Here is a 20,691-nt window from a genome sequence, read left to right on the forward strand (position 1 = left end):
TACTCAACTAATATATATGATTGATCAAAGTGCAAGCAATTTTAGTAGTCTATCAATGGCATCCCCAAATAATGAAAACCATCTACTAATCATTGAAGACGACCAAGGAAGGAAAGAGTTTTCTTTAGAAAATCCCGTCTATTCTATTGGTAGAGATCGTGATTGTAATATTCGTTTGTTCTCACAGTTTGTTTCCCGTCACCATGCCACATTAGTGAGATTACCACGCCCAAAAAACAGTCAGCGGTACTATTATCGCATTGTAGATGGTAATGCCAAAGGAAAACCCAGTTCTAACGGTTTGATGATTAATGGGCGGAAAATCCCAGCCCATGACCTCCAAAATGAAGATGAAGTAATTTTTGGACCTCAAGTTCGTGCCATTTATTATCTGCTCAAAAATACCGAGCGTTTTTCGTCAACTGATGCTAGTGAGTACGACATTACATTAATTAATCCTGGCATGACTGAAGATTTTGAAGATTGATAAAATGTTGATTAAATTAGGTCCTAGACAACGAGCAAATGAAAATAGCAATTAGCGGTGCAACCGGATTTGTAGGTAGTCGGTTAGTAGAAAGACTACACACAGCAGGTCATAGAATCTTAGTTTTAACTCGAAATACTACCTCTGCCCAAAAAGTTTTTCCCTCCCAACGGTTTCCTAATTTAGAAGTTGTTTCCTATACTCCTACTGTGTCCGGTGCTTGGCAAGATGCTATAGCAGGTTGTGATGGAGTAGTTAATTTAGCCGGAGAACCCATTGCTGAGGAACGTTGGACACCAGAACGGAAGCAGGAAATCCTCAACAGTCGCAAACTGGGAACACAAAAAATTGTCGAAGCGATCGCTAAAGCGAATCCTCAACCCGGTGTCTTAGTCAACACTTCGGCTATTGGTTACTATGGAACTAATGAAACTACCACTTTTGATGAAGATAGTCCTTCTGGTAACGATTTTCTAGCTCAAGTCTGCCGGGAATGGGAAGGGGAAGCTAACAAGGTCAAAGATGCCAATGTGCGGTTAGTGATTTTACGCTTTGGTATCGTTCTAGGTAATGAGGGCGCTTTGGGAAAAATGATTACTCCCTTTAAACTCTTTGCCGGTGGTCCAATTGGCAGCGGCCGACAGTGGTTTTCATGGATTCATTTAGACGATATTGTGAGTTTAATTATCCAAGCTTTAACTAATCCCACAATGGAAGGAGTATATAATGCCACTGCTCCTCAGCCAGTCCGCATGAATGAGTTAAGTACAACTATGGGTAGAGTCATGAATCGTCCTTCTTGGTTGCCAGTTCCTGGATTTGCCATAGAAGCTCTATTAGGAGATGGGGCAAAGGTAGTATTAGAAGGACAAAAGGTTATCCCCAAACGCACTTTAGAGTCCGGTTTTCAGTATCAATATCCTCAGCTAGAATCAGCACTAACGCAGATTCTCACGTCATCTTAAATCCTATGACATCGGAGTAGATTTAGTAAGTTTCTTAGAAACCCAGCTAATAATTCCACTCAGTAAAGCACCACCCATAAGGATACCAATGGCTGGGTTAAATAATGGTATCCAAAGTTTATGCCATAAATCTAAACCGAGATTAATTCCGGAAGCATCACCAATTACAGCGATAACAAGCCACGCAAAACCTAAAATAACTAGGAAAACATCAGCAACTAAGATGAAGTTGAGCCAGTTTAATAATTTGTCTTTCATTTTTATTGGTAATTGGTGATTGGTGATTGGTGACTTGCCCTGAGCGTAGCCGAAGGGTTGGTGATTGGTGATTGGTGATTGGTGATTGGTGATTGGTGATTGGTGATTGGTGATTGGTGATTGGTGATTGGTGATTGGTGATTGGTGATTGGTAATTGGTGATTACTCTTGCCTGTTCCCTGTTCCCTGTTCCCTGTTCCCTATTCCCTAATTACTCTTCAAATAACCATTTTTTGACTTTGGTTAAATTTTTCCAATCGGGTTTTCTGGTTAAACCATCTTCAATACTATTCTTAATTTCTTCTTGCCATTCTTCATTGACAAACATCAATTGTTGTGCAAAGTCAATATGTTCCCGCAAACCTTTTTGACCTGTTTCTAGCATTGCTAAAGCTAGATTAATTCTCCCTTGTGGGTCTTGAGGGTTGAGTTTCACAGCTTTATTAGCAGCTTTAAAAGCCAATTGACCTTTGTTATCAAGGAGATAGAGCCAAGCTAGACAAATCCAAGCTGAACTGGCTTTAGGAGAGCGATCGCATACTTCTTTAAATACAGGAATGAGAGATTCTACAGATTCTCCAGCTTTGTATCGTTCTAAACCTGTATCAAACAAGGAATCAATTGTATTAGTCATGTGTCCTAAATCAGTTATTAATTGTCAATTGTCAATTGTCAATTATTAGTTGTGATGAGCAACCAATAACTGACAAACTTTTCTCAAGTATTATACGCCGAAAGATTTACCGCAACCACAAGTTTGGGCAGCGTTGGGGTTAGTAAATTGGAAACCACCACCAATCATGGCATCACTATAATCCAGCATTAAACCGTAAAGGTAAAGTAGACTTTTGCGATCGCTAATAATTTTGAAGCCATCATAATCAAAAACCTCATCATCAGGGGTGATTTTGCTGATATCCTCAAAATCCATCATGTAAGACATTCCCGAACAACCACCTTGTCTGACTCCTACTCGCAAACATAAATCTTGTCCTTGTTTATCTTGAAGAGACTTAACTTGACGCAATGCACTGTGTGATAACTGAATGCCGCGTTGTTGAGTTTGCATAGCTTGTGTCATGAATTTTTAACTCCTGAACTGATTTTATCAATACCCCATTAGGCATTTGATTACCTCTGGGCTGCTATGAATGTTTTTGTCTTCATTTTAGCGACATTAGGACGGCAAAAATGAATGAGTTGATGGGAAGATGGAAAATAAAGGAGCAGAATAGGAATTTTTCTCTAACATCTGCAAGCAGAGCATCGCATAAGCCATACTCCTATTTCTTGCCACCTATGAATTCTTTGTCAGCAAGCAAGGATTTTTATTCTAGAATTGAGAGACTCGGTGTGTTTAAAGATTAGCCATATTGGGAATTTCAGCCCATGAGTAGTCTAAATCAACAACCACTCTTGATCTGAAACCAGGAAAACCTACTTCTCGTTAGCCTTTCTCAAACGTCTAATTCTCAATTTTGTTTTGATTCACTTACTCTATGACAAGTTTTAATCGCTCTACCAGTCGTCGGTTGCAGAAATTAACCCGGATTCCTTCTGTATGGGAGGGCGATCGCCGTCCATTGTCATCACCACACGCCCAATTCACAGATTCGGAAACCAAGGGAGAATGTATTCTCTGGGTGGATGCCTCCGAAGGTATTGTTAGAGCTATGGATATGGTAGATCCCAGCACCGGACCTGAAGCAATTGTTCGCACCTTAATGCAAGCAATAGAACATCCACAAACTCCCGCCAAACCCGGTAAACCCCAAAGAATTGTCGTCAGAGACCGAGAAATTCAGTTTTATCTGCGCGGTGTATTACAAGACTTAGATATCGCCATTGACTACTTCCCCGAATTACCCCTAATTGACGAACTGTTTCGCTCTTTTGCAGAAGTCATAGACAACCAAATTCCCGACTTACCACCAAAGTACGCCAAACTTCTCCATGATAAAGCCTTTGAAGTCTGGCAAGCTGCTCCTTGGGAATTTTTGGAAGAACAGCAAATTTTGTCAATAGAGATCAATAAATGGGATGTAGAAAAACTCTATGCCTCAGTCATGGGAATGTTAGGAATTGAATATGGAATTTTATTTTATCGTTCCGAAGATTCTCTTAAACGCTTTCGTGCTGCTGTTCTCTCCGATGAAGAGAATCTAAATCAAGACTTGGAAGAAGCTTTCCTCAAACAAGATTGTTTATTTCTCACTTTTGATTCCTCGAACGATAGTGAAGATGATGATCTGGGAAATTTGGCAGATATGCCACTTTCAGAAATTCAACCTACTTTCGGTAATATTCACCCTCTAGAAGGGTTACGTTCTGTTTTATACGAAGAAGAAGCACTTCTCACTTTTGCAGCATTAGAAAGTTTACTGCGGTTTCTCCGTGACCATCATCGGCAATTATATGATGAAGATTTCCCCCCCCTGAGCCGACGCTATCGGATTTCTTTACCAGAACTCGATCAAAATCGTCAATCTGTATCTGTCACTGTTTCTACCATGACAGAATTGACAGCAGAATTAGAAGAACTGGCTGGTTTGGATGATGATGATGATGATGATGATGATTCCATATTCCAAGCCATCAGAGACGACTTAATCCCAGAGGACGCGTTTATGAGTTTGGGTGTGTTGTCTTGGGAAACATTAAATTACCTCCGTCAAGGCGATAATTATCAAGCCGCAGGTGAATTTGCACAAATAGGTGACGGGTTACCAATAATTATCATTCAAACCTCTCGCCCTAAAGCTAAGGCTATTATTGAAAATATTCAAGAGAACGGAGGATTAAACGCAATTTGTTTTCATAATATAGCTGATCCCTTCGATGACGATGATTATGACTTGGGTTTATTACAAACACACAATCATGAATTATTTTTGTTTGGGCAATTTTTAGATGATGACCCAGTGCATATAGAAGCAAGGAAAAAGTGGCATCAGCGATGTCAAAATACCAATGGCTATTGCGGTTTAATTATTGCTAAAGGACTGACAGGGGCTTCTCGTGGCAATCCCCAATTAAAAGATATGATGGCTTTATTGGAAGCCCATTCACTGTCACCAGAAGAATTGAGCTTAAAATAGTTGACTAAATAAATAGGTATGCCTAAAATTTATAAATTAAATTAGTAGGATATCTATAATCTACACATTGATAGGTCGAATCAATGCCCCTGAGCTTCAAAACACAATTAATCCCCAAGAAAAAGGAATTTACAGCATCTAAGCAAAGTTTTTAAGATTGTCAATGATTGACAAATTGAAGATTTTTAATAAAATTAGTGTTTTTGTTACTTTCTTTAAAGTTTCATTCTCGCCTTGTGTCATCAAAATTTCTGAATAAAGTTAATATACAGCTAAGTGCATGATAATGACAAATAAAAAATGGGCCGTTAAACGGATAACAGTTAATCTAGCAACACAAGAAGCGGAAAAACTAGAAAAATATTGCCAGCAAACAGGTAGACCGGCAACAGATGTAATTCGGGAACTAATTAGAAGTTTACCCCAAGGGGAAGAGGTGACAGGCAATTGATAATTGACAATTGACAATTGACAATTAAGAGCAAATTCCCGCATCAATTCAGTTACAATTTGTAAAGAAACTGAAGAAGGAACGAGGGAATGCGCGTTGCAATTGTGGGTGCGGGACTAGCTGGTTTAGCAACTGCTGTAGATTTAGTAGATGCGGGCTGTGAGGTAGAAATTTTCGAGTCTCGTCCGTTTGTGGGTGGTAAAGTCGGCAGTTGGGTAGATGGTGATGGCAATCATATTGAAATGGGGCTGCACGTCTTTTTTGGCTGCTACTACAATCTCTTTGAATTAATGGAGAAAGTGGGAGCGGGAGAAAATTTACGTTTGAAGGAACATAGCCATACTTTTATTAATAAAGGTGGGCGCACTGGGGCGTTAGATTTTCGCTTTTTCACAGGTGCGCCCTTTAATGGTTTAAAGGCGTTTTTCACCACTTCCCAACTTTCTTTACAAGATAAATTCCAAAATGCGATCGCTCTCGGTACTAGCCCCATAGTTCAAGGTTTAATAGACTTTGACGGGGCTATGAAAACTATCCGCAAATTAGATAAAATCAGCTTTTCCGACTGGTTTTATAGTCACGGAGGCAGCAAAGGTAGTATTAAACGTCTATGGAATCCTATAGCTTACGCCCTGGGATTTATAGATTGCGATCATATTTCTGCCCGTTGTATGTTGACAATTTTCCAGTTTTTTGCAGTTAGAACTGAAGCTTCAATTCTGCGAATGCTGGAAGGTTCACCCCATGAATATTTACACAAACCGATTGTCAAATACTTAGAAGAAAGAGGCACTAAAATATATACCCGTCGTCAAGTCCGGGAAATACAGTTTACTGAATCTGGTGAAGAAACCCAAGTTACAGGTATATTAGTTTCCCAAGGTGATACAGAAGAAGTGATCACTGCTGATGCTTATCTTTGTGCTTGTGATGTTCCCGGAATTCAGCGTGTTTTACCCCCAGATTGGCGCAAATGGCCTGAATTTGATAATATTTATAAACTTGATGCTGTCCCAGTCGCTACAGTACAGCTACGATTTGATGGTTGGGTGACAGAATTGGAAGATGACCAAAAACGTAAACAGTTAAATCATGCAGTGGGAATAGATAATTTGTTATATACCGCTGATGCTGATTTTTCCTGTTTCGCTGATTTGGCTTTGACTAGTCCAGCAGATTATTATCGTCCGGGAGAGGGTTCATTATTACAATTGGTATTGACACCGGGAGATCCTTTTATTAAACAGAGTAATGAAGCGATCGCCCAGCACGTCCTTAAACAAGTCCATGAACTATTTCCTTCATCCAGAGATTTAAACATGACTTGGTACAATGTCGTCAAACTGGCTCAGTCCTTGTACAGAGAAGCCCCAGGAATGGATGCGTACCGTCCTGACCAAAAAACACCTATACCTAACTTTTTCCTAGCCGGAAGTTATACTCAACAAGATTATATTGACAGTATGGAAGGTGCAACAATCTCTGGACGACGTGCAGCTAAAGTGATTCTGGAAAATGTCAAGAAATAGGTGACAGTTAATAGGTGACAGGGAACAGGTGACAGGTGACAGTTAAGAGTTAATAGGGAATAGGTGATAGGGAATAATGATTTAATTACATTTAATTACCAATCATCTATTACCAATCTAAAATCTAAAATCTAAAATCTAATGAGTGATTGGTTAGAACATAGTGTACAAGTTGAAGTTGAAGTTCCCATAGATTTAGTCTGGGGACTTTGGTCAGATTTAGAGCAAATGCCTAAGTGGATGAAATGGATTGATTCGGTAAAAATCTTGCCAGATGATCCTGAGATATCTCTATGGAAATTAAGTACAGGTGGTTGGGATTTTAGTTGGAAATCGCGCATTCTCAAAATTGTTCCTAACCAAATTATCCAATGGGAATCAGTTGATGGTTTACCAAATCAAGGTGCAATTCGCTTTTATGATCGTAATACTAGCAGCGTTGTTAAAATGACCGTTTCCTATGCTATTCCCGGCTTTATTGGTAAACTCATGGATAATTTGTTTCTAGGAAAGGTAGTAGAGTCCACAATTCAAGCAGACTTGGAACGGTTTAAGGAATACGCTTTGAATGTGAAACCTGATTGATATATGATACAGCAGATTTCAGGTAAATGAGGTACAACTTTGAGGAACAAAGCCTTATGCTAAGAGACTTTTAAGCCTGTACCCTGCTGTAAAACAAGCAGTAAGAAGTTTGAATCTAAAACTTTGGCTGATTACTGCTTTTCAAAATTTATTATTCTGACTCAGTCATTATTTCCATAAATAAAATTGTATGCTCCAATTAAATTTATTTAACTCACCTACAAGTTTAATAGAAACACAAAAATTACCTGCTAATAAAAAATTATCTACTAATATATTTACTAATAATTACCCAATTCATAGATGGTACAATTTCATAGCTGGATTTTCTCCTGAATTTGTGAAGTTTTGCATACAAGAGGCTAAACTGAATAGTGATGATGATATTGTAATTGATCCTTTTTCTGGACTAGGTACTACACTGGTTGAGGCGAATTTTCAGAATTTTCAGTCAATAGGATTTGAAGCCCATCCTTTTTTTTATGATATATCACAAGCAAAACTATTTCCTCTATCAGATATACAACAGGTAAAATATTTAGAAAATCTATTATTATCAATTCAATCTTATACTGGCAGTTTTGCAGAAATATGGAGTAAAGACGCTTTAAAGTTTTTAACTAAACTGGTATCAGAAGAGAATTTGGGTTTGTTAGCAAGTTGTCTAGAAATAGAAAACGTAATTCCTCAGGAACATAAATCATTATTTCGTTTAATATTATCTAAAGTGCTGGAAAAGACTTCCTTAGCTCAAACTGATGGTATTTATAAAGCTCCCACAACTTTAAAAAAATCTATATCTTTTAATGACTCCGTTTCTATTGTCTGCCAACAAATATGTGAAGATATTGAAGATTTACAAGATAATTTTACTCCCAAAGCAAAATTAAATTTTGGCAGTTCAGAAAATATGAAATCTGTAGAAAATGAAAGTTGTTCAATTTGTATAACTTCTCCACCTTATTTAAACAACTTTGATTTTGCAGAAATGACACGGATGGAATTATACTTCTGGCGTTATGCTGGTTCATGGAGGGAAATCACAGAAAAAGTTCGTCGGCGTTTAATTGTTAATACTACAACAGCACCTACAGACTTAAAACGAAATCAAGAACTATTCTCTTCGGAATTATCAACAAATTTAAAGTTAAAATATTTAGATTGTATAATAGAAAATTTAATCAATGAGAGAAAAATTAGACCTGGCAAAAAAGATTATTATTTATTAATATATCCCTACTTTGCCCAAATGCAAAACGTTATTAGAGAATTATATAGAATACTTCGATCTGGTAGTAATCTTCATTTAATTGTTTCCGATGCAGCATTATATGGAGTTTACATTCCTACTCATGAAATATTGAGTCAATTAATGATAGAAAACGGATTTAATATTATCAATATAGAGAATATGAGAACACGGGGTGAAAGGTGGATTCTGAAAAAAAGAACAGGTTCAAATAAATTAGGGGAGTATCATATTCATGCAAAACGAATTTAACTCAGATTTAGAGATTGATAATACTAACGATATTGATGAAAGTAGCGGTACGCTATACGCTATTGCTATGGATTTCATGAAAGGTTATATAGATGTTTATTTAAGTTTAGTAAATGAAACAAAGGGATTCGCTTTAGTTGAAGCTAAAGATGCTCAAGATTATGAACAAAAACTAATAATCTTAACCGGAATTAATAGCAATCTTGATCCGAAAAATGCAACCGCAATTGATGTAGTGCAAGAATGGCAAAGACGACAAGCAATAATCTTTGATGTGGAAGCATCAATAACTAAAGGTGTTTATATCAAAATGCGAGAAGTAGGACAAAGTCTTATTAATGAACTTCGTATAGCCTCAAATAATTTTCAAGTATTTGAGGCTGATTATATACATAATAATCCGAGAATGCTACCAATTTTTCAGAGACTAATTAATGTTAGAAGTAAATCTGAATTAAAGAAAAGAATTGGTAGTGTTTCCGATAATGCTATATCAAAGCCAGCAGCAAAAAGATTATCAGATATTCTTAGCAGTAAAACAACTAATCAAAATATAGAAGATCAGGAAATTTTGCAAGGTTTAGAAACAACATTAGAAGGTATTGTGCGTGATTTAGTAGGTAGAGTATTACTCGAAAGTATTGTAGCTACAGCATTGGATGAAGCTAATGTTCCTTACAAACGAGAGAAAGAATACAAGTATTTAGAAGGAGTTATCTATAATTTTAGATCAGATTTTGTTGTACCTGATGAAAATGAACCTAAAGCATTTATAGAAGTGAGAAAGTCATCATCTAGACACGCATCTTTATATGCTAAAGATAAAATGTTCTCAGCTATTAATTGGAAAGGTAAAAATAAAGAGATTTTGGCTATATTGATTGTAGATGGAGAATGGACGGCTGAAACATTGCGAATTATGGCAAATGTTTTTGATTATGTTGTCCCTATCAAAGCCGTTGCTTCGGTGGCTAATTCTATAGCTGAGTATTTGCAAGGAGATCAATCAAAATTGAAATGGGTGATTGATTTTTCCATTAAACCAGCACAGGAAAAAGTTAAGGTTGAGGAAGAATAAATGCTTTTGCTTCCAGCTTTGCTATCACTTCATTTAAATTATCGGCGTTGCTGATTAAGAGTATGATTTTGTTATGCCTACGGCACGCTGCGCGAACACGCAGAGGCGCAGAGTCTACAGAGAGTAAGAGTTTGAAATCATTGATTTTTGAATTTCATACCCTAATTCAGCAACGCCAAATTATCTTCAGTTAGTCTGCGGAGGTAAGTAGGTGAACAGAAAAATTTAAAGGTATGTGAAGAAAAGTAAAATCGTCCAAAACTCTCTTCCTGTTCCCTCTCCCAAATATACAATTTATTTTGTACGACTACTTAAATATGATTTCACCTGAATAAATCAAGTCAAAATTGCACCACCCATTAACCGCTCATACCGATACTTTAACTCATCCTGCATTAATGGCCAACGCGCCAAACTTGCATCCATATCAATCACTTTTTCCGCTGCTTGTCGCGCTAACAGCAAAATATCCTCATCTTCCACCAAACTAGCTAAAGTAAAATCCGCTACACCAGATTGGCGAGTTCCCAACACTTCACCAGGACCGCGAAACCGCATATCCATTTCTGAGATAAAAAACCCATCTTGGGACTGTTCCAATACCTTCAACCGTTGTTGAGCATCAGGACTTCTTGTACTACTCATTAATAAACAATAAGATTGCGCTGCACCCCGCCCCACACGTCCCCGTAATTGGTGCAGTTGTGATAAACCAAATCTTTCCGCGTGTTCAATTAACATTACCGTGGCATTAGGCACGTCTACCCCCACCTCAATCACAGTCGTAGAAACGATAATTTGGGTTTCATTATCACGGAATTTATTAATTGCTTCCTCTTTTTCTGCTGAAGTCATGCGTCCATGCAATAACCCAACTTGAAAATCTGGAAACACACTTTCTTGTAACTTTTGATGTTCATCTACAGCCGAACGCAAATCTAATTTTTCCGACTCTTCTACCAAAGGCAAAACAACATAAACTTGCCTACCTTGAGCAACTTCTCGACGGATTAAATCATAAGCTTTAGGTCGTTCTTGTCCGCTTAACATTGTGGTTTGAATTTGTTGCCTTCCTGGTGGTAATTCATCAATTTGACTAACATCTAAATCCCCATGTACAGTTAATGCTAAAGTCCGAGGAATAGGTGTAGCTGTCATAGTTAAAACATGAGGTTGTTCGCCTTTTTGCTGTAGCTTTGCTCTTTGTTCTACCCCAAAACGATGCTGTTCATCTATGACAACTAAACCCAAACGTTGAAAGTTGACTTTATCTTGAATTAAAGCATGAGTTCCCACTAATAAAGGTAATTCACCTGTTTCTAATTGAGAATGAATTTCTCTCCTTTTGGCTATTTTTGTTGAACCTGTTAATAATTCAACAGGCAAATGGAGTAAATTAAACCAACTAACTAATTTACGATAATGCTGTTCTGCTAATACTTCAGTAGGTGCCATTAATGCCGCTTGATAACCTGATTGAATTGCCGCCAAAATAGCAACAACAGCAACAACAGTTTTCCCCGAACCAACATCACCCTGAACTAAGCGATTCATAGCTACTGGTTTTTGTAAATCGGTAAGAATTTCATTAATAACTCGTTGCTGTGCGCCAGTGAGTTTGAAAGGAAGAATTTCATGGAAATTTTCTAATAGCTGTCCTTGAGGTGCAAGTATGGCGCTAGTTTGGATTTCTCTGGCTTTTTTCTGGCGTTGCAATAAACCAAGTTGCAGGTAAAAAAATTCATCAAATACTAAACGACGACGGGCAATTTTTAAAGAGTCACTATCTTTGGGAAAATGAATATTCGGAATGGCATCTTTCAATTCCATCAAAGCATATTTTTCCCGCAAACCTTTAGGTAAAGGATCTTTTAAATTCACCGCTGCTGTTAAAGCCGTTATCATTGCCTGTCTGACTGTATTGGCCATTACACCCTCAGTCAGCGGATAAATAGGAACAACTCGCCCAATAGTTAAAGAATCAATGGTATCTCCTGGATCTGCCAAAACTTCTAATTCTGGGTTATCCAAAGTTAAACCATATTTACTTCCTTTTACCAACCCACAAGCCGCTAACATACTACCCACAGGATAGCGGCGTTTTAAACTTTCCTGCCAACCACGACTACTAAACCGCGCACCTGCGTAAAAACGGCTAACTTTAATTTGTCCTGTATTATCTTTAAGGATTAATTCTAATATTGATAACTTCTTATTTTTAGGACTGGTGAAAAAATTAAATCTTTTGACTGCTGCTATGATTGTTACTGTTTCCCCTCCTTCCAACTCACTAATATTCACCTGACGGGCATAATCAATATGATCACGGGGATAGTAAAATAGTAAATCACGCACGGTATATAAAGCCAACCGTGCTAAATTCTCCGCTTTTCTAATGCCAATTTCTGGTAAATCACTAAGTTTTTGATCAATTTTAGGAGCTAATCTTTTACTAATTTCGGCAACAATGGGAGTTGTGGGATGTTGATTTTTAGATTCATAATTTATTTTGGGTGTTTCTTCCTCTAATTCTTGTTGAAGTTGATTTAGATATCTTCTAACTTCTGCTACTAAATGTTGCCTTTCTTCTAATATTAAATTTGGATAACTAGCAAATTGCATTGCTATTTCTTGCCAACGATAACGTTCTTTTGGCGGTAAAGCAGTGGGAAATTTACCAAAAATCAAACACAGAAATTCACTAAAGCGATATTGCTTTCCTACTAAATCTACAAAGCCATGTTCAGACTCAAATGCTAAGGCTTTATGTAATCTTATCCAATCAGGTGTTTCATTAGTCATTATCATCTATCTCCAATACAAGTAAATTTACGTAAAAACTTAAAATAAGTATTTTAAAGCACAAAAATAGTTAACATAGTTGCTAGAAAAAGGATAAACAAATATTATCCTGTCATGCGGCTTGACAACAAATAGAAAGTATAGTAATTTCATGATAATTGTCGGTTTTAATGGGGAGCAGCCATTAAACGTAAGGGGGAAAGTCCAGTGTAAATCTGGCGCTGTCCCGCAACTGTAATGAGATGAATGTCTCTAAGTCAGAATGCCCGCCGCAGGTAAAAAGAAAACTCTCATCCATCTGCGTGGTACAGATGAATAACATCATGAATATCTCCATCAAAATTAATCAGTTTGGCTTTAAAGCAATTCTACATATTGTCTATTGTAAAACTTTACTGATTTTATAGGTATATATAGACAAAAATAGTCGAAACTCCACAAGAGAGTCTCTAAAAACTTTTGACTCTTGATAAAACGAAATGAAGAATGCGGTTAATAATTCTTTATTGACACAAATCTAGCTATTAGACATTTGGCGTTGCTGATAGCCATATTGAAGTATGAAATTGGAAAATCAAAAATTGCAAATTCTTACTCTCTGAGACTGGAGCGCCTCTGCGTGAGGTAAAATCATATTATTTAGGACTTACGCAATAACTCTCTGAAACTCTTATTTTTCCGTGTCCTCTGCGTCCTCTGCGGTTTGTTTCTTCATGATTTTGCATAAGTCCTGTTCTTAATCAGCAACGCCAGACATTAGTAACCATACCGCAGAAAAGTATCATATCTGCGTTTCTGACTAATTCCTAAACATTTATAAATCAATGCTGAATCAAAAACATACTCTATTTGTCTGCACAACTTGTGGTGGAAAATGGCAAGACGGTAAGCAAGTTGGTGAAAGTAGTGGACAAAAACTGCTACAACAGCTTCAAGAACTGGCACAAGATAGCGAACTCCACAATAAATTCTGCATTCAGGGGGTTGAATGTATGAGTGCTTGTAGTCATTCTTGCGTCATTGCTTTGACAGCGGAAGGAAAATCAACCTATCTCTTTGGTGATTTACCAGTAGATGGAAGTACATCTGCAATAATAGAATGTGCAAATAAATACTATGCTAAAACGGATGGTTTGTTACCCTGGTCAGAACGACCAGAACCTTTAAAAAAAGGCATTTTAGCAAAAATTCCGGCACTAAATTAGTGGGCGCAATTGAACATCACTTGTAGTTAATTTCTTGGTTAATATCGGTCTAAAAAGAATATTCAGTTTTGTATAATCTTTGTCACCAGATGTCTGTTGCTATTTTTGATTTTCTGTGTGAGAATGATTATTATTCTTTAAATATGCCGCGGCTTCTTTCTTGATAGATTGTCGCAGTTTTTTTCTGATGTGTAATTTAGTTAATTACCATTTTGTTTATGAAAAAGACTGCAACTTTGTCTTGTTTAAATTTTTAGTTATACAGGGGTTTAGATCAAAAATGTCTACCAATTTAGTTGCGAAACTAGGAATTCAAATTATTGCGTCTAGTGTGACTATAATTTTGGGTATGTTATGTGAAAATCACAAAGTTATAGCAATAGAAATTCCCCAACACGAAGGTTCTGCAAAAGATTTACAACCAGTCGCAGCAGAAATTACTCAAAATACACCAACAATGACGGAAGAAGAAGCTGATATTGAAATAAATGTTATTGAGAAGCTATTAAATGAACCTGTTTTTTCACCCTTTCGTCAGGAAGGAACAGTGAAAGATTCTACCCGGCCAATTTATGTAATTACGGGTGAAGAAATGGAAGCACAAGGTGCGAGAACCGTCAGAGAAGCACTTAAATTTCTGCCTGGTATATTAGGTGATGGTACTGTAGGAACAGAAGTTAATGCTTTAAGTGGTCAATTTATTCGTGGTTCTAATACTGGTCAAGTATTAATATTACTTGATGGTAGACCAATTAATAATGCAGGAAGTGGTGGTTTTGATCTTTCTGAATTTACAACTAATAATATTCAAAGAGTTGAAGTATTACCAGGAGGAGGTTCAACTCTTTATGGTTCTGATGCAATTGGGGGAGTAATTAATATTATTACCCGTCGTCCTACAGAGAAAATTACCACAGAGGCAAAAGTCAATATTGGTGCTTATGGACTCAATCAACAGAGTATTCAAAATAGCGGTAAAAAGGGTGATATTTCTTGGGTTGTAGGTTATAACCGTACCCAAGCTGAAAATAATTATCCTTTTTCTATTCCTGAAGCTAATTTTTCAGGAACTCGAAAAAATAATGATGCGCTTTATAACAATTTTAATGTCAAATTAGAAGCAGATTTAGGAAAACGAAATACTCTCAGTTTCTCGACTTTATACTTAAATAAAGAACAAGGAACACCAGGAGGATTTCCAATTCCTTTTCCAGTCAATGGACAAGGTTTTTTTAATTCGCTGACAGATAAAAATCGCAAATACACAGATCAAGTTTTAACTGATTTAACCTGGAATTCAAAATTAGGAGGTGGGGATGATTCTTTATTAACAGCTAGAGTTTATGGTGATTTTTTGAACACTCGTTTTGATCCTAGTGGTTCAAGTCGCTTTGAGACTAACCAAACTGCCTACGGAATTCAAACTACACATAGTTGGAACTTTGCTAAAAATCAAAGTGTAGTTTATGGCTTTGATTATCGGACTGTTAATGTCCGGAATACTTCTTTTAGTTATGCTACTAACATAGAAAGATTGAACTATGATAATGATATTAATCAAGGAGCATTGTTTGGCAAATATGAAGTAGCATTAATCCCTAATTTGACTGTTAATTTAGGTTTACGCCAAGACTTTAGTAGCTTGGTAAATGGTTCAGTTACGTCTCCTTCTGTGGGGACAAAATATGCTGTTTCTGATTCAACTACTTTAAGGGCAAATTATATCAAAAATTTCCGAGTTCCTACTATTGCTAATTTATTTAATGTCAACCCTAGCAATATAGGCAACCCTGAACTTAAACCAGAAAGAGGTGATAGTTTTGATATTGGTATTGACCAAAAACTTGGTAATATTGGTTTAGTAAGATTAACCTTTTTCAAAAATAGTGTATCAGATACAATTGCCTTTAAGAGACTGACACCACCAGTAAATGGTAATACAGGAACTTGGGAAAATATCGGACTGGTGGAAACTACGGGAATTGAGGCTACTTTGAATTTGCAACTTGCCAAAAACATTTATACTTTCGTTAATTACACGGCAAATGATCCACGTATTTTGAAAAGTTCTAATGCGGCGGAAATTGACAAAGAATTGCGCTTTGCTGGTGCAGATAAATTAAATTTGGGAGTTTCTTATGAAAATCCTCAAGGTTTGTATTTGGGTTTATTAATGAATTCCTTAAATGGATATCCTACTAATAATACAAATACAGAATTTTTATCTGGTTATACGACTTTTGATTTTAAACTGCGTGTACCTTTAAGTGATAAACTGGTAGTTACAGGTAGTTTAGAAAATCTCTTTAATCAGCGTTATCAGTTGTTTCCTGGTTTTCCTGACGGAGGTAGAGGTTTTCAAGTTGGTTTGAGTTCTACGTTTTAGTATTTTTAGAACTTATTAACCATAAGTAATGAATAAATGAACCACGAAGACACAAAGAACACGAAGAAAAGATAGTTTTGAAGGAGGGTTTTTTATGGCTGATTTTAATTGTTGGGTAACACCAGTAAATGAAAAAACAATTGAAGCTACGGGGAATAATTGGCAAATTGAATATGAGTTTTTTGATTGTCAAGGTGATGTTCTGGCTTGTTTAGTTTATACTTTATTTCAGGAAAATTGGCATCAAGTTGGTTTGGGACATTTGGAACAAGGTAGTGTTTTAGAGTTGGAGTTTCATGAAGCACCTAAAAAATGTGTTCTCTATGATGGATATTTAACTGTTATTACTAGAGATTGGCATTTTCATTTATGTATTGAGGAAACTTTAGGTGGTCCTAATGCTGAAACTTCTATTGAAGTAAGACAGCAACGGTTGATTAGTAAGGGTGCATTTTATAGAAGAATAAATCCCGAAGGTGAACCGAGAAGTTGGGGTATTCAATTTTGGAATGGTGCTGGTGAAAAAGCCATGACGATATTTTTACCTAATCCTTATGTGGAAGATGAAAATTTGCTTCCTGAAGGGAAGGGAGATTTTAGAAAGTTGGATTTTTATCAGGAACTTAGAGATATTTATGTATTAGGTAAAAAGCCAATTCCTTTTACTAAAAATCCTCTCAAATGTGCCTATATTGCAGTTTGTACTTCTGGACGTTGTTATCCTTCTCGAAAATGGCAACCTACTTTTGAGGCTTTAAAGGCTGCTGTTGAAAAAGCGGAATTAGATTTGGAAGTGAGAACAAGTGGTTGTTTACAAGTTTGTAAGTTAGGACCTGTTGTTTATCATTCTACTGATAGAACTTGGTATAGTCGTGTTAAACCGGAAGTTGCAGAAAGAATTGTACAGGAACATTTGGTTGAGGGGAATAAGGTTGTTGAATATATATATCCTTAGTTTGTATTTGGGTAGGGTTATTTTTTCACGCAGAGGCGCAGAGGCGCAAAGAGAAATATGGAAGATGGTTTTTGGGAAGTATAAGGTTATTATTTTTTTATGTCAGTTGGTTTTAGTTGCTGTTTTGGTTGTTTCTTGTCAGGGTTCTCAGAATAGTCTGGTTGTTAGTTCTCCTAATAATGGTTGTGTTCAAAGTTATGATTCTAATGTTGATTATTTTCCCAATAAGGTTAAGGTTACTCATGCTATCGGCTTTGTAGTTGAATATTATCAAAACTATAAGGTTGTGACGATTAAAAATCCTTGGAAAGATGCTAAAACAGGTTTTAAATATGTTTTGGTTCAATGCGGTACACCGATACCACCAGGGTTTGAGAAGTCCCAAGTATTTACTACACCTGTAAGTTCTGTGATTTCTCTTTCTACAACTCATTTACCACATTTTTCTAGGTTAAATGTTGTTGATAAGTTAATCGGTGTTAGTGATATTAAGCAAGTAACTACACCAGAATTTATTGACAGAATCAAGGCTGGTAAGGTTGTATCTGTGGGGAATAATTCTACTGTGAATGTGGAGAAAGTTTTAGAACTTAATCCTGATTTAGTTACCACTTTTGGTACTGGAAATCAACAAACTGATAGTTTTCCTAAGTTGTTGGAAGCTGGGTTAAAGGTGGCGATAAATGCTGAATATATGGAAGATACTCCACTGGGGAGAAGTGAATGGTTAAAATTTACTGCTTTATTTTTTAATAAGGAGGAAGAGGCGGAAAAGATATTTGCTGAAATTGCTAAGAAATACGAAGATATTGCTAGTAAAGTGAAAGCTGTTAAAAATCGGCCAACTGTGTTTGTAGGATTCAATTTTAAAGGGACTTGGTATACACCAGGTGGTAATAGTTATGTGGCTAAATATCTAGCCGACGCAGGCGCAAATTATCTCTGGGGTGAGGATAAATCTTCTGGTAGTTTACCTATATCTTTTGAGGCTGTTTTTGAAAGGGCTGCTAATGCTGATTATTGGTTGAATCTTAGACAATCTTGGCTGAGTTTAAAAGATGTTGTGACTGAAGATAATCGTTATGGTGATTTTCATGCTTTCAAAAAAGGAAATCTCTATAATAATAATGCTCGCCTTAGTCCCAATGGTGGTAATGACTACTGGCAAAGTGGCATTAGTAACCCTGATGTGGTTTTATCTGATTTAATTAAAATATTTCATCCAGAAATATTACCTAATTATACCCTATTTTACTATCAAAAAGTGAATAAATAATGTTAATTAAAAAGCATGAGGTTATTAATAGATTTTTACTTAGGAAATTTATTAGTAAGAAATATTTGATTTTTTCAATTTTACTAATATGTTTAATTTTGGCATTCTTGCTAGATTTAGGTTTTGGGGCTGTGAATATTCCCATTCATGAAGTTATGAATATCTTGCTGGGACAAGAAGCAGAAAAAACAACATGGACAAATATTATTCTCAAATTTCGTTTACCTAAAGCCTTAACTGCAACGTTAGCTGGTGCAGCTTTAGGGGTAAGTGGCTTGCAAATGCAAACTCTATTTAAAAATCCTTTAGCAGGTCCTTTTGTATTAGGAATTAGTTCTGGTGCAAGTTTAGGAGTAGCGTTGGTTTTACTGACAGCAAGTGTGACTGTACCGACGTTATTAACTGATTTAGGAATAATTGGTGATTTTAGTTTAGTTATAGCGGCAAGTTTTGGTGGAGCATCAGTATTAGGGTTGATGTTAGTTGTTTCTCGTCGTGTGCAAGACACAATGACGCTGTTAATTTTAGGTTTATTATTTGGATATGCGACAAGCGCAATAGTCAGTATTTTGTTGCAATTTAGTTCAAAAGAACGGATTCAAAGTTATATAATGTGGACTTTTGGCAGTTTCTCTGGGGTAACTTGGCAACAATTAGCTATTTTAGCTCCAGTTATTTGTGTAGGTTTATTAATTGCTGTGCTGCAATCAAAATCTTTAAATGCACTTTTATTAGGTGAATCTTATGCACGCAGTTTAGGGCTAACAGTACAAAAAACCAGATTTTCTGTGATTAGCAGTGCGTCAATATTAGCAGGCGCGATTACTGCTTTTTGTGGTCCGATAGCATTTTTAGGTGTGGCAATTCCTCATCTTTGCCGTAGTTTTTTTAATACTTCAGATCATCGGATATTAATCCCTAGTGTCATAATTATGGGGGCAATTTTAGCTTTATTTGCTGATTTGTTTTCCCAAATTCTGATAAATCAAATGGTTTTACCTTTAAATGCTATTACGGCTTTAATTGGAACTCCTGTTGTTACTTGGGTAATTCTCAAACGTAATTCAAAAAAATCTTTCCCTTCATGAGTAATTCAATTCTGACAACTCATAATTTGACTATTGGTTATCAGACTTCCCAGAAAACTATTCGGAATGTTGCATCTCATATTTCTACAACTTTGCAAACAGGAGAATTAGTTTGTCTACTTGGTCCTAATGGTGCTGGTAAGTCTACTTTATTGCGAACTCTGGCGGGAATGCAGCCACCAATTGCTGGAGAAGTTAAACTTTTAGAAGATGATATTTATAAGTTACCACCACAGGAACTAGCAAGACGTTTAAGTTTGGTATTGACTGAAAAAATTGATGTGGGAATGTTATCAGCTTATGCTTTGGTAACTATGGGCAGATATCCTTATACTGACTGGTGGGGAAAGTTATCATCTGAAGATGAAAATATTATTAATTGGGCGATAAAATCTGTGGGGGCGGTAAATTTAGCCCAAAGGAATGTGAGTGAATTAAGTGATGGTGAACGACAAAAAATCATGATTGCTCGGGCTTTGGCGCAGTCACCTATCGTGATGTTATTGGATGAACCAACAGCTTTTTTAGATTTACCACGACGGGTGGAAATTATGCAATTGTTACGTCAATTAGCAAGGGATACAAATCAAGCGATTCTGCTTTCTACCCATGATTTAGATTTAGCTTTGCGCCTTGCTGATAAAATTTGGCTGTTAGGGATTAATGGTATTCTCCATGTTGGCGCACCAGAAGATTTGATATTAAGTGGTGCATTTGCTGATACTTTCCGCAGTGAGGGGGTGGAATTTAATATTTTTTCTGGGGAATTTAATCTGCATATACCATACAAAGGGGAAGTTAATTTAATAGGTGAAGGTGTTACTGCTATTTGGACAATTCGTGCTTTAGAAAGAGTAGGATTTACAGTTTTACAAGGTGGTAAATCTGCACAAATTACAGTAGAAGTTATTTCTAGTCCTCAAGAGGTTTTTTGGAAAGTCAGGAAATACAAAACTGTGTCTACACATTATTCTTTATATGAACTCATGAAATTTCTGAATTTTTGATTTGGTATTTTTAATTTCCT

General features: G+C 36.4%; 18 protein-coding genes and 1 riboswitch. Of the genes, 14 read left to right on the plus strand and 4 right to left on the minus strand.

Features of this window, described 5'->3' with window-relative positions; all coding sequences use genetic code 11:
• Positions 1 to 16 precede the first annotated feature (16 nt).
• On the plus strand, positions 17 to 487 hold the full coding sequence (locus tag FJR38_RS12510) for an FHA domain-containing protein (protein WP_168537354.1): 471 nt from the start codon (positions 17 to 19) through the stop codon (positions 485 to 487).
• Positions 488 to 525: 38 nt separating this feature from the next.
• Positions 526 to 1,452: a TIGR01777 family oxidoreductase gene (locus tag FJR38_RS12515; RefSeq protein ID WP_168537356.1), complete on the plus strand. Its 927-nt coding sequence runs from the start codon at positions 526 to 528 to the stop codon at positions 1,450 to 1,452.
• A gap of 3 nt (positions 1,453 to 1,455) precedes the next feature.
• On the opposite strand, the gene FJR38_RS12520 is transcribed toward FJR38_RS12515, so the two are convergent.
• The 3 genes from FJR38_RS12520 to FJR38_RS12530 form a co-directional block, all read right to left on the minus strand.
• Positions 1,456 to 1,710, minus strand: coding sequence for a hypothetical protein (locus FJR38_RS12520; protein ID WP_168502845.1), 255 nt, complete (start codon positions 1,708 to 1,710; stop codon positions 1,456 to 1,458).
• Between the two features lie 211 nt (positions 1,711 to 1,921).
• The gene (locus FJR38_RS12525; protein ID WP_168537358.1) at positions 1,922 to 2,344 is read right to left on the minus strand and encodes a M48 family metallopeptidase; all 423 of its coding nucleotides are present in this window, start codon (positions 2,342 to 2,344) and stop codon (positions 1,922 to 1,924) included.
• 90 nt (positions 2,345 to 2,434) lie between these two features.
• Entirely contained in the window at positions 2,435 to 2,791 is a 357-nt protein-coding gene (locus tag FJR38_RS12530; protein ID WP_168494475.1) for an iron-sulfur cluster assembly accessory protein, read from the minus strand.
• A 418-nt stretch (positions 2,792 to 3,209) separates the two neighbouring features.
• Between FJR38_RS12530 and FJR38_RS12535 the strand changes: the two genes are divergently transcribed.
• The 6 genes from FJR38_RS12535 (at position 3,210) to FJR38_RS27770 (ending at position 9,952) form a co-directional block, all read left to right on the plus strand.
• Entirely contained in the window at positions 3,210 to 4,808 is a 1,599-nt protein-coding gene (locus FJR38_RS12535) for a hypothetical protein (RefSeq protein WP_168537360.1), read from the plus strand.
• A gap of 280 nt (positions 4,809 to 5,088) precedes the next feature.
• A complete protein-coding gene (locus FJR38_RS12540) occupies positions 5,089 to 5,259 on the plus strand; it encodes a CopG family transcriptional regulator (RefSeq protein ID WP_168494479.1) in 171 nt (56 codons plus the stop codon).
• Between the two features lie 89 nt (positions 5,260 to 5,348).
• A complete protein-coding gene (zds, locus tag FJR38_RS12545; RefSeq protein ID WP_168537362.1) occupies positions 5,349 to 6,788 on the plus strand; it encodes a 9,9'-di-cis-zeta-carotene desaturase in 1,440 nt (479 codons plus the stop codon).
• 141 nt (positions 6,789 to 6,929) lie between these two features.
• Positions 6,930 to 7,373, plus strand: a complete 444-nt coding sequence (locus FJR38_RS12550) for an SRPBCC family protein (RefSeq protein WP_168494483.1) — start codon at positions 6,930 to 6,932, stop codon at positions 7,371 to 7,373.
• A gap of 190 nt (positions 7,374 to 7,563) precedes the next feature.
• Complete coding sequence (locus tag FJR38_RS27765) at positions 7,564 to 8,874, plus strand: DNA methyltransferase (protein ID WP_217360018.1); 1,311 nt, start codon at positions 7,564 to 7,566, stop codon at positions 8,872 to 8,874.
• Positions 8,858 to 9,952 (plus strand): hypothetical protein, encoded by a 1,095-nt coding sequence (locus FJR38_RS27770; protein ID WP_217360019.1) that lies wholly within the window; start codon positions 8,858 to 8,860, stop codon positions 9,950 to 9,952. Before FJR38_RS27765 ends, FJR38_RS27770 begins: the two co-directional genes overlap by 17 nt.
• A 336-nt stretch (positions 9,953 to 10,288) precedes the next feature.
• Here FJR38_RS27770 and recG read toward each other — a convergent pair whose 3' ends face one another.
• On the minus strand, positions 10,289 to 12,754 hold the full coding sequence (gene recG / locus FJR38_RS12560) for an ATP-dependent DNA helicase RecG (protein WP_168494485.1): 2,466 nt from the start codon (positions 12,752 to 12,754) through the stop codon (positions 10,289 to 10,291).
• Between the two features lie 145 nt (positions 12,755 to 12,899).
• Positions 12,900 to 13,043, plus strand: a riboswitch (cobalamin riboswitch).
• 535 nt (positions 13,044 to 13,578) lie between these two features.
• Between recG and FJR38_RS12565 the strand changes: the two genes are divergently transcribed.
• The 6 genes from FJR38_RS12565 (at position 13,579) to FJR38_RS12590 (ending at position 20,671) form a co-directional block, all read left to right on the plus strand.
• Positions 13,579 to 13,959 (plus strand): DUF1636 family protein, encoded by a 381-nt coding sequence (locus tag FJR38_RS12565; RefSeq protein ID WP_168494487.1) that lies wholly within the window; start codon positions 13,579 to 13,581, stop codon positions 13,957 to 13,959.
• A 280-nt stretch (positions 13,960 to 14,239) separates the two neighbouring features.
• Positions 14,240 to 16,345: a TonB-dependent receptor gene (locus tag FJR38_RS12570; protein ID WP_168537364.1), complete on the plus strand. Its 2,106-nt coding sequence runs from the start codon at positions 14,240 to 14,242 to the stop codon at positions 16,343 to 16,345.
• A 94-nt stretch (positions 16,346 to 16,439) separates the two neighbouring features.
• The gene (locus tag FJR38_RS12575; protein WP_168537366.1) at positions 16,440 to 17,300 is read left to right on the plus strand and encodes a ferredoxin; all 861 of its coding nucleotides are present in this window, start codon (positions 16,440 to 16,442) and stop codon (positions 17,298 to 17,300) included.
• A gap of 64 nt (positions 17,301 to 17,364) precedes the next feature.
• The gene (locus FJR38_RS12580; protein WP_174763989.1) at positions 17,365 to 18,576 is read left to right on the plus strand and encodes an ABC transporter substrate-binding protein; all 1,212 of its coding nucleotides are present in this window, start codon (positions 17,365 to 17,367) and stop codon (positions 18,574 to 18,576) included.
• Positions 18,576 to 19,664, plus strand: a complete 1,089-nt coding sequence (locus FJR38_RS12585; RefSeq protein WP_168537368.1) for an iron ABC transporter permease — start codon at positions 18,576 to 18,578, stop codon at positions 19,662 to 19,664. Before FJR38_RS12580 ends, FJR38_RS12585 begins: the two co-directional genes overlap by 1 nt.
• On the plus strand, positions 19,661 to 20,671 hold the full coding sequence (locus FJR38_RS12590; protein WP_168537370.1) for an ABC transporter ATP-binding protein: 1,011 nt from the start codon (positions 19,661 to 19,663) through the stop codon (positions 20,669 to 20,671). The genes FJR38_RS12585 and FJR38_RS12590 overlap by 4 nt, the downstream gene beginning before the upstream one ends.
• Positions 20,672 to 20,691 lie beyond the last annotated feature (20 nt).

This window comes from Anabaena sp. UHCC 0253 (genome assembly GCF_009712085.1).
Lineage (GTDB): Bacteria > Cyanobacteriota > Cyanobacteriia > Cyanobacteriales > Nostocaceae > Dolichospermum.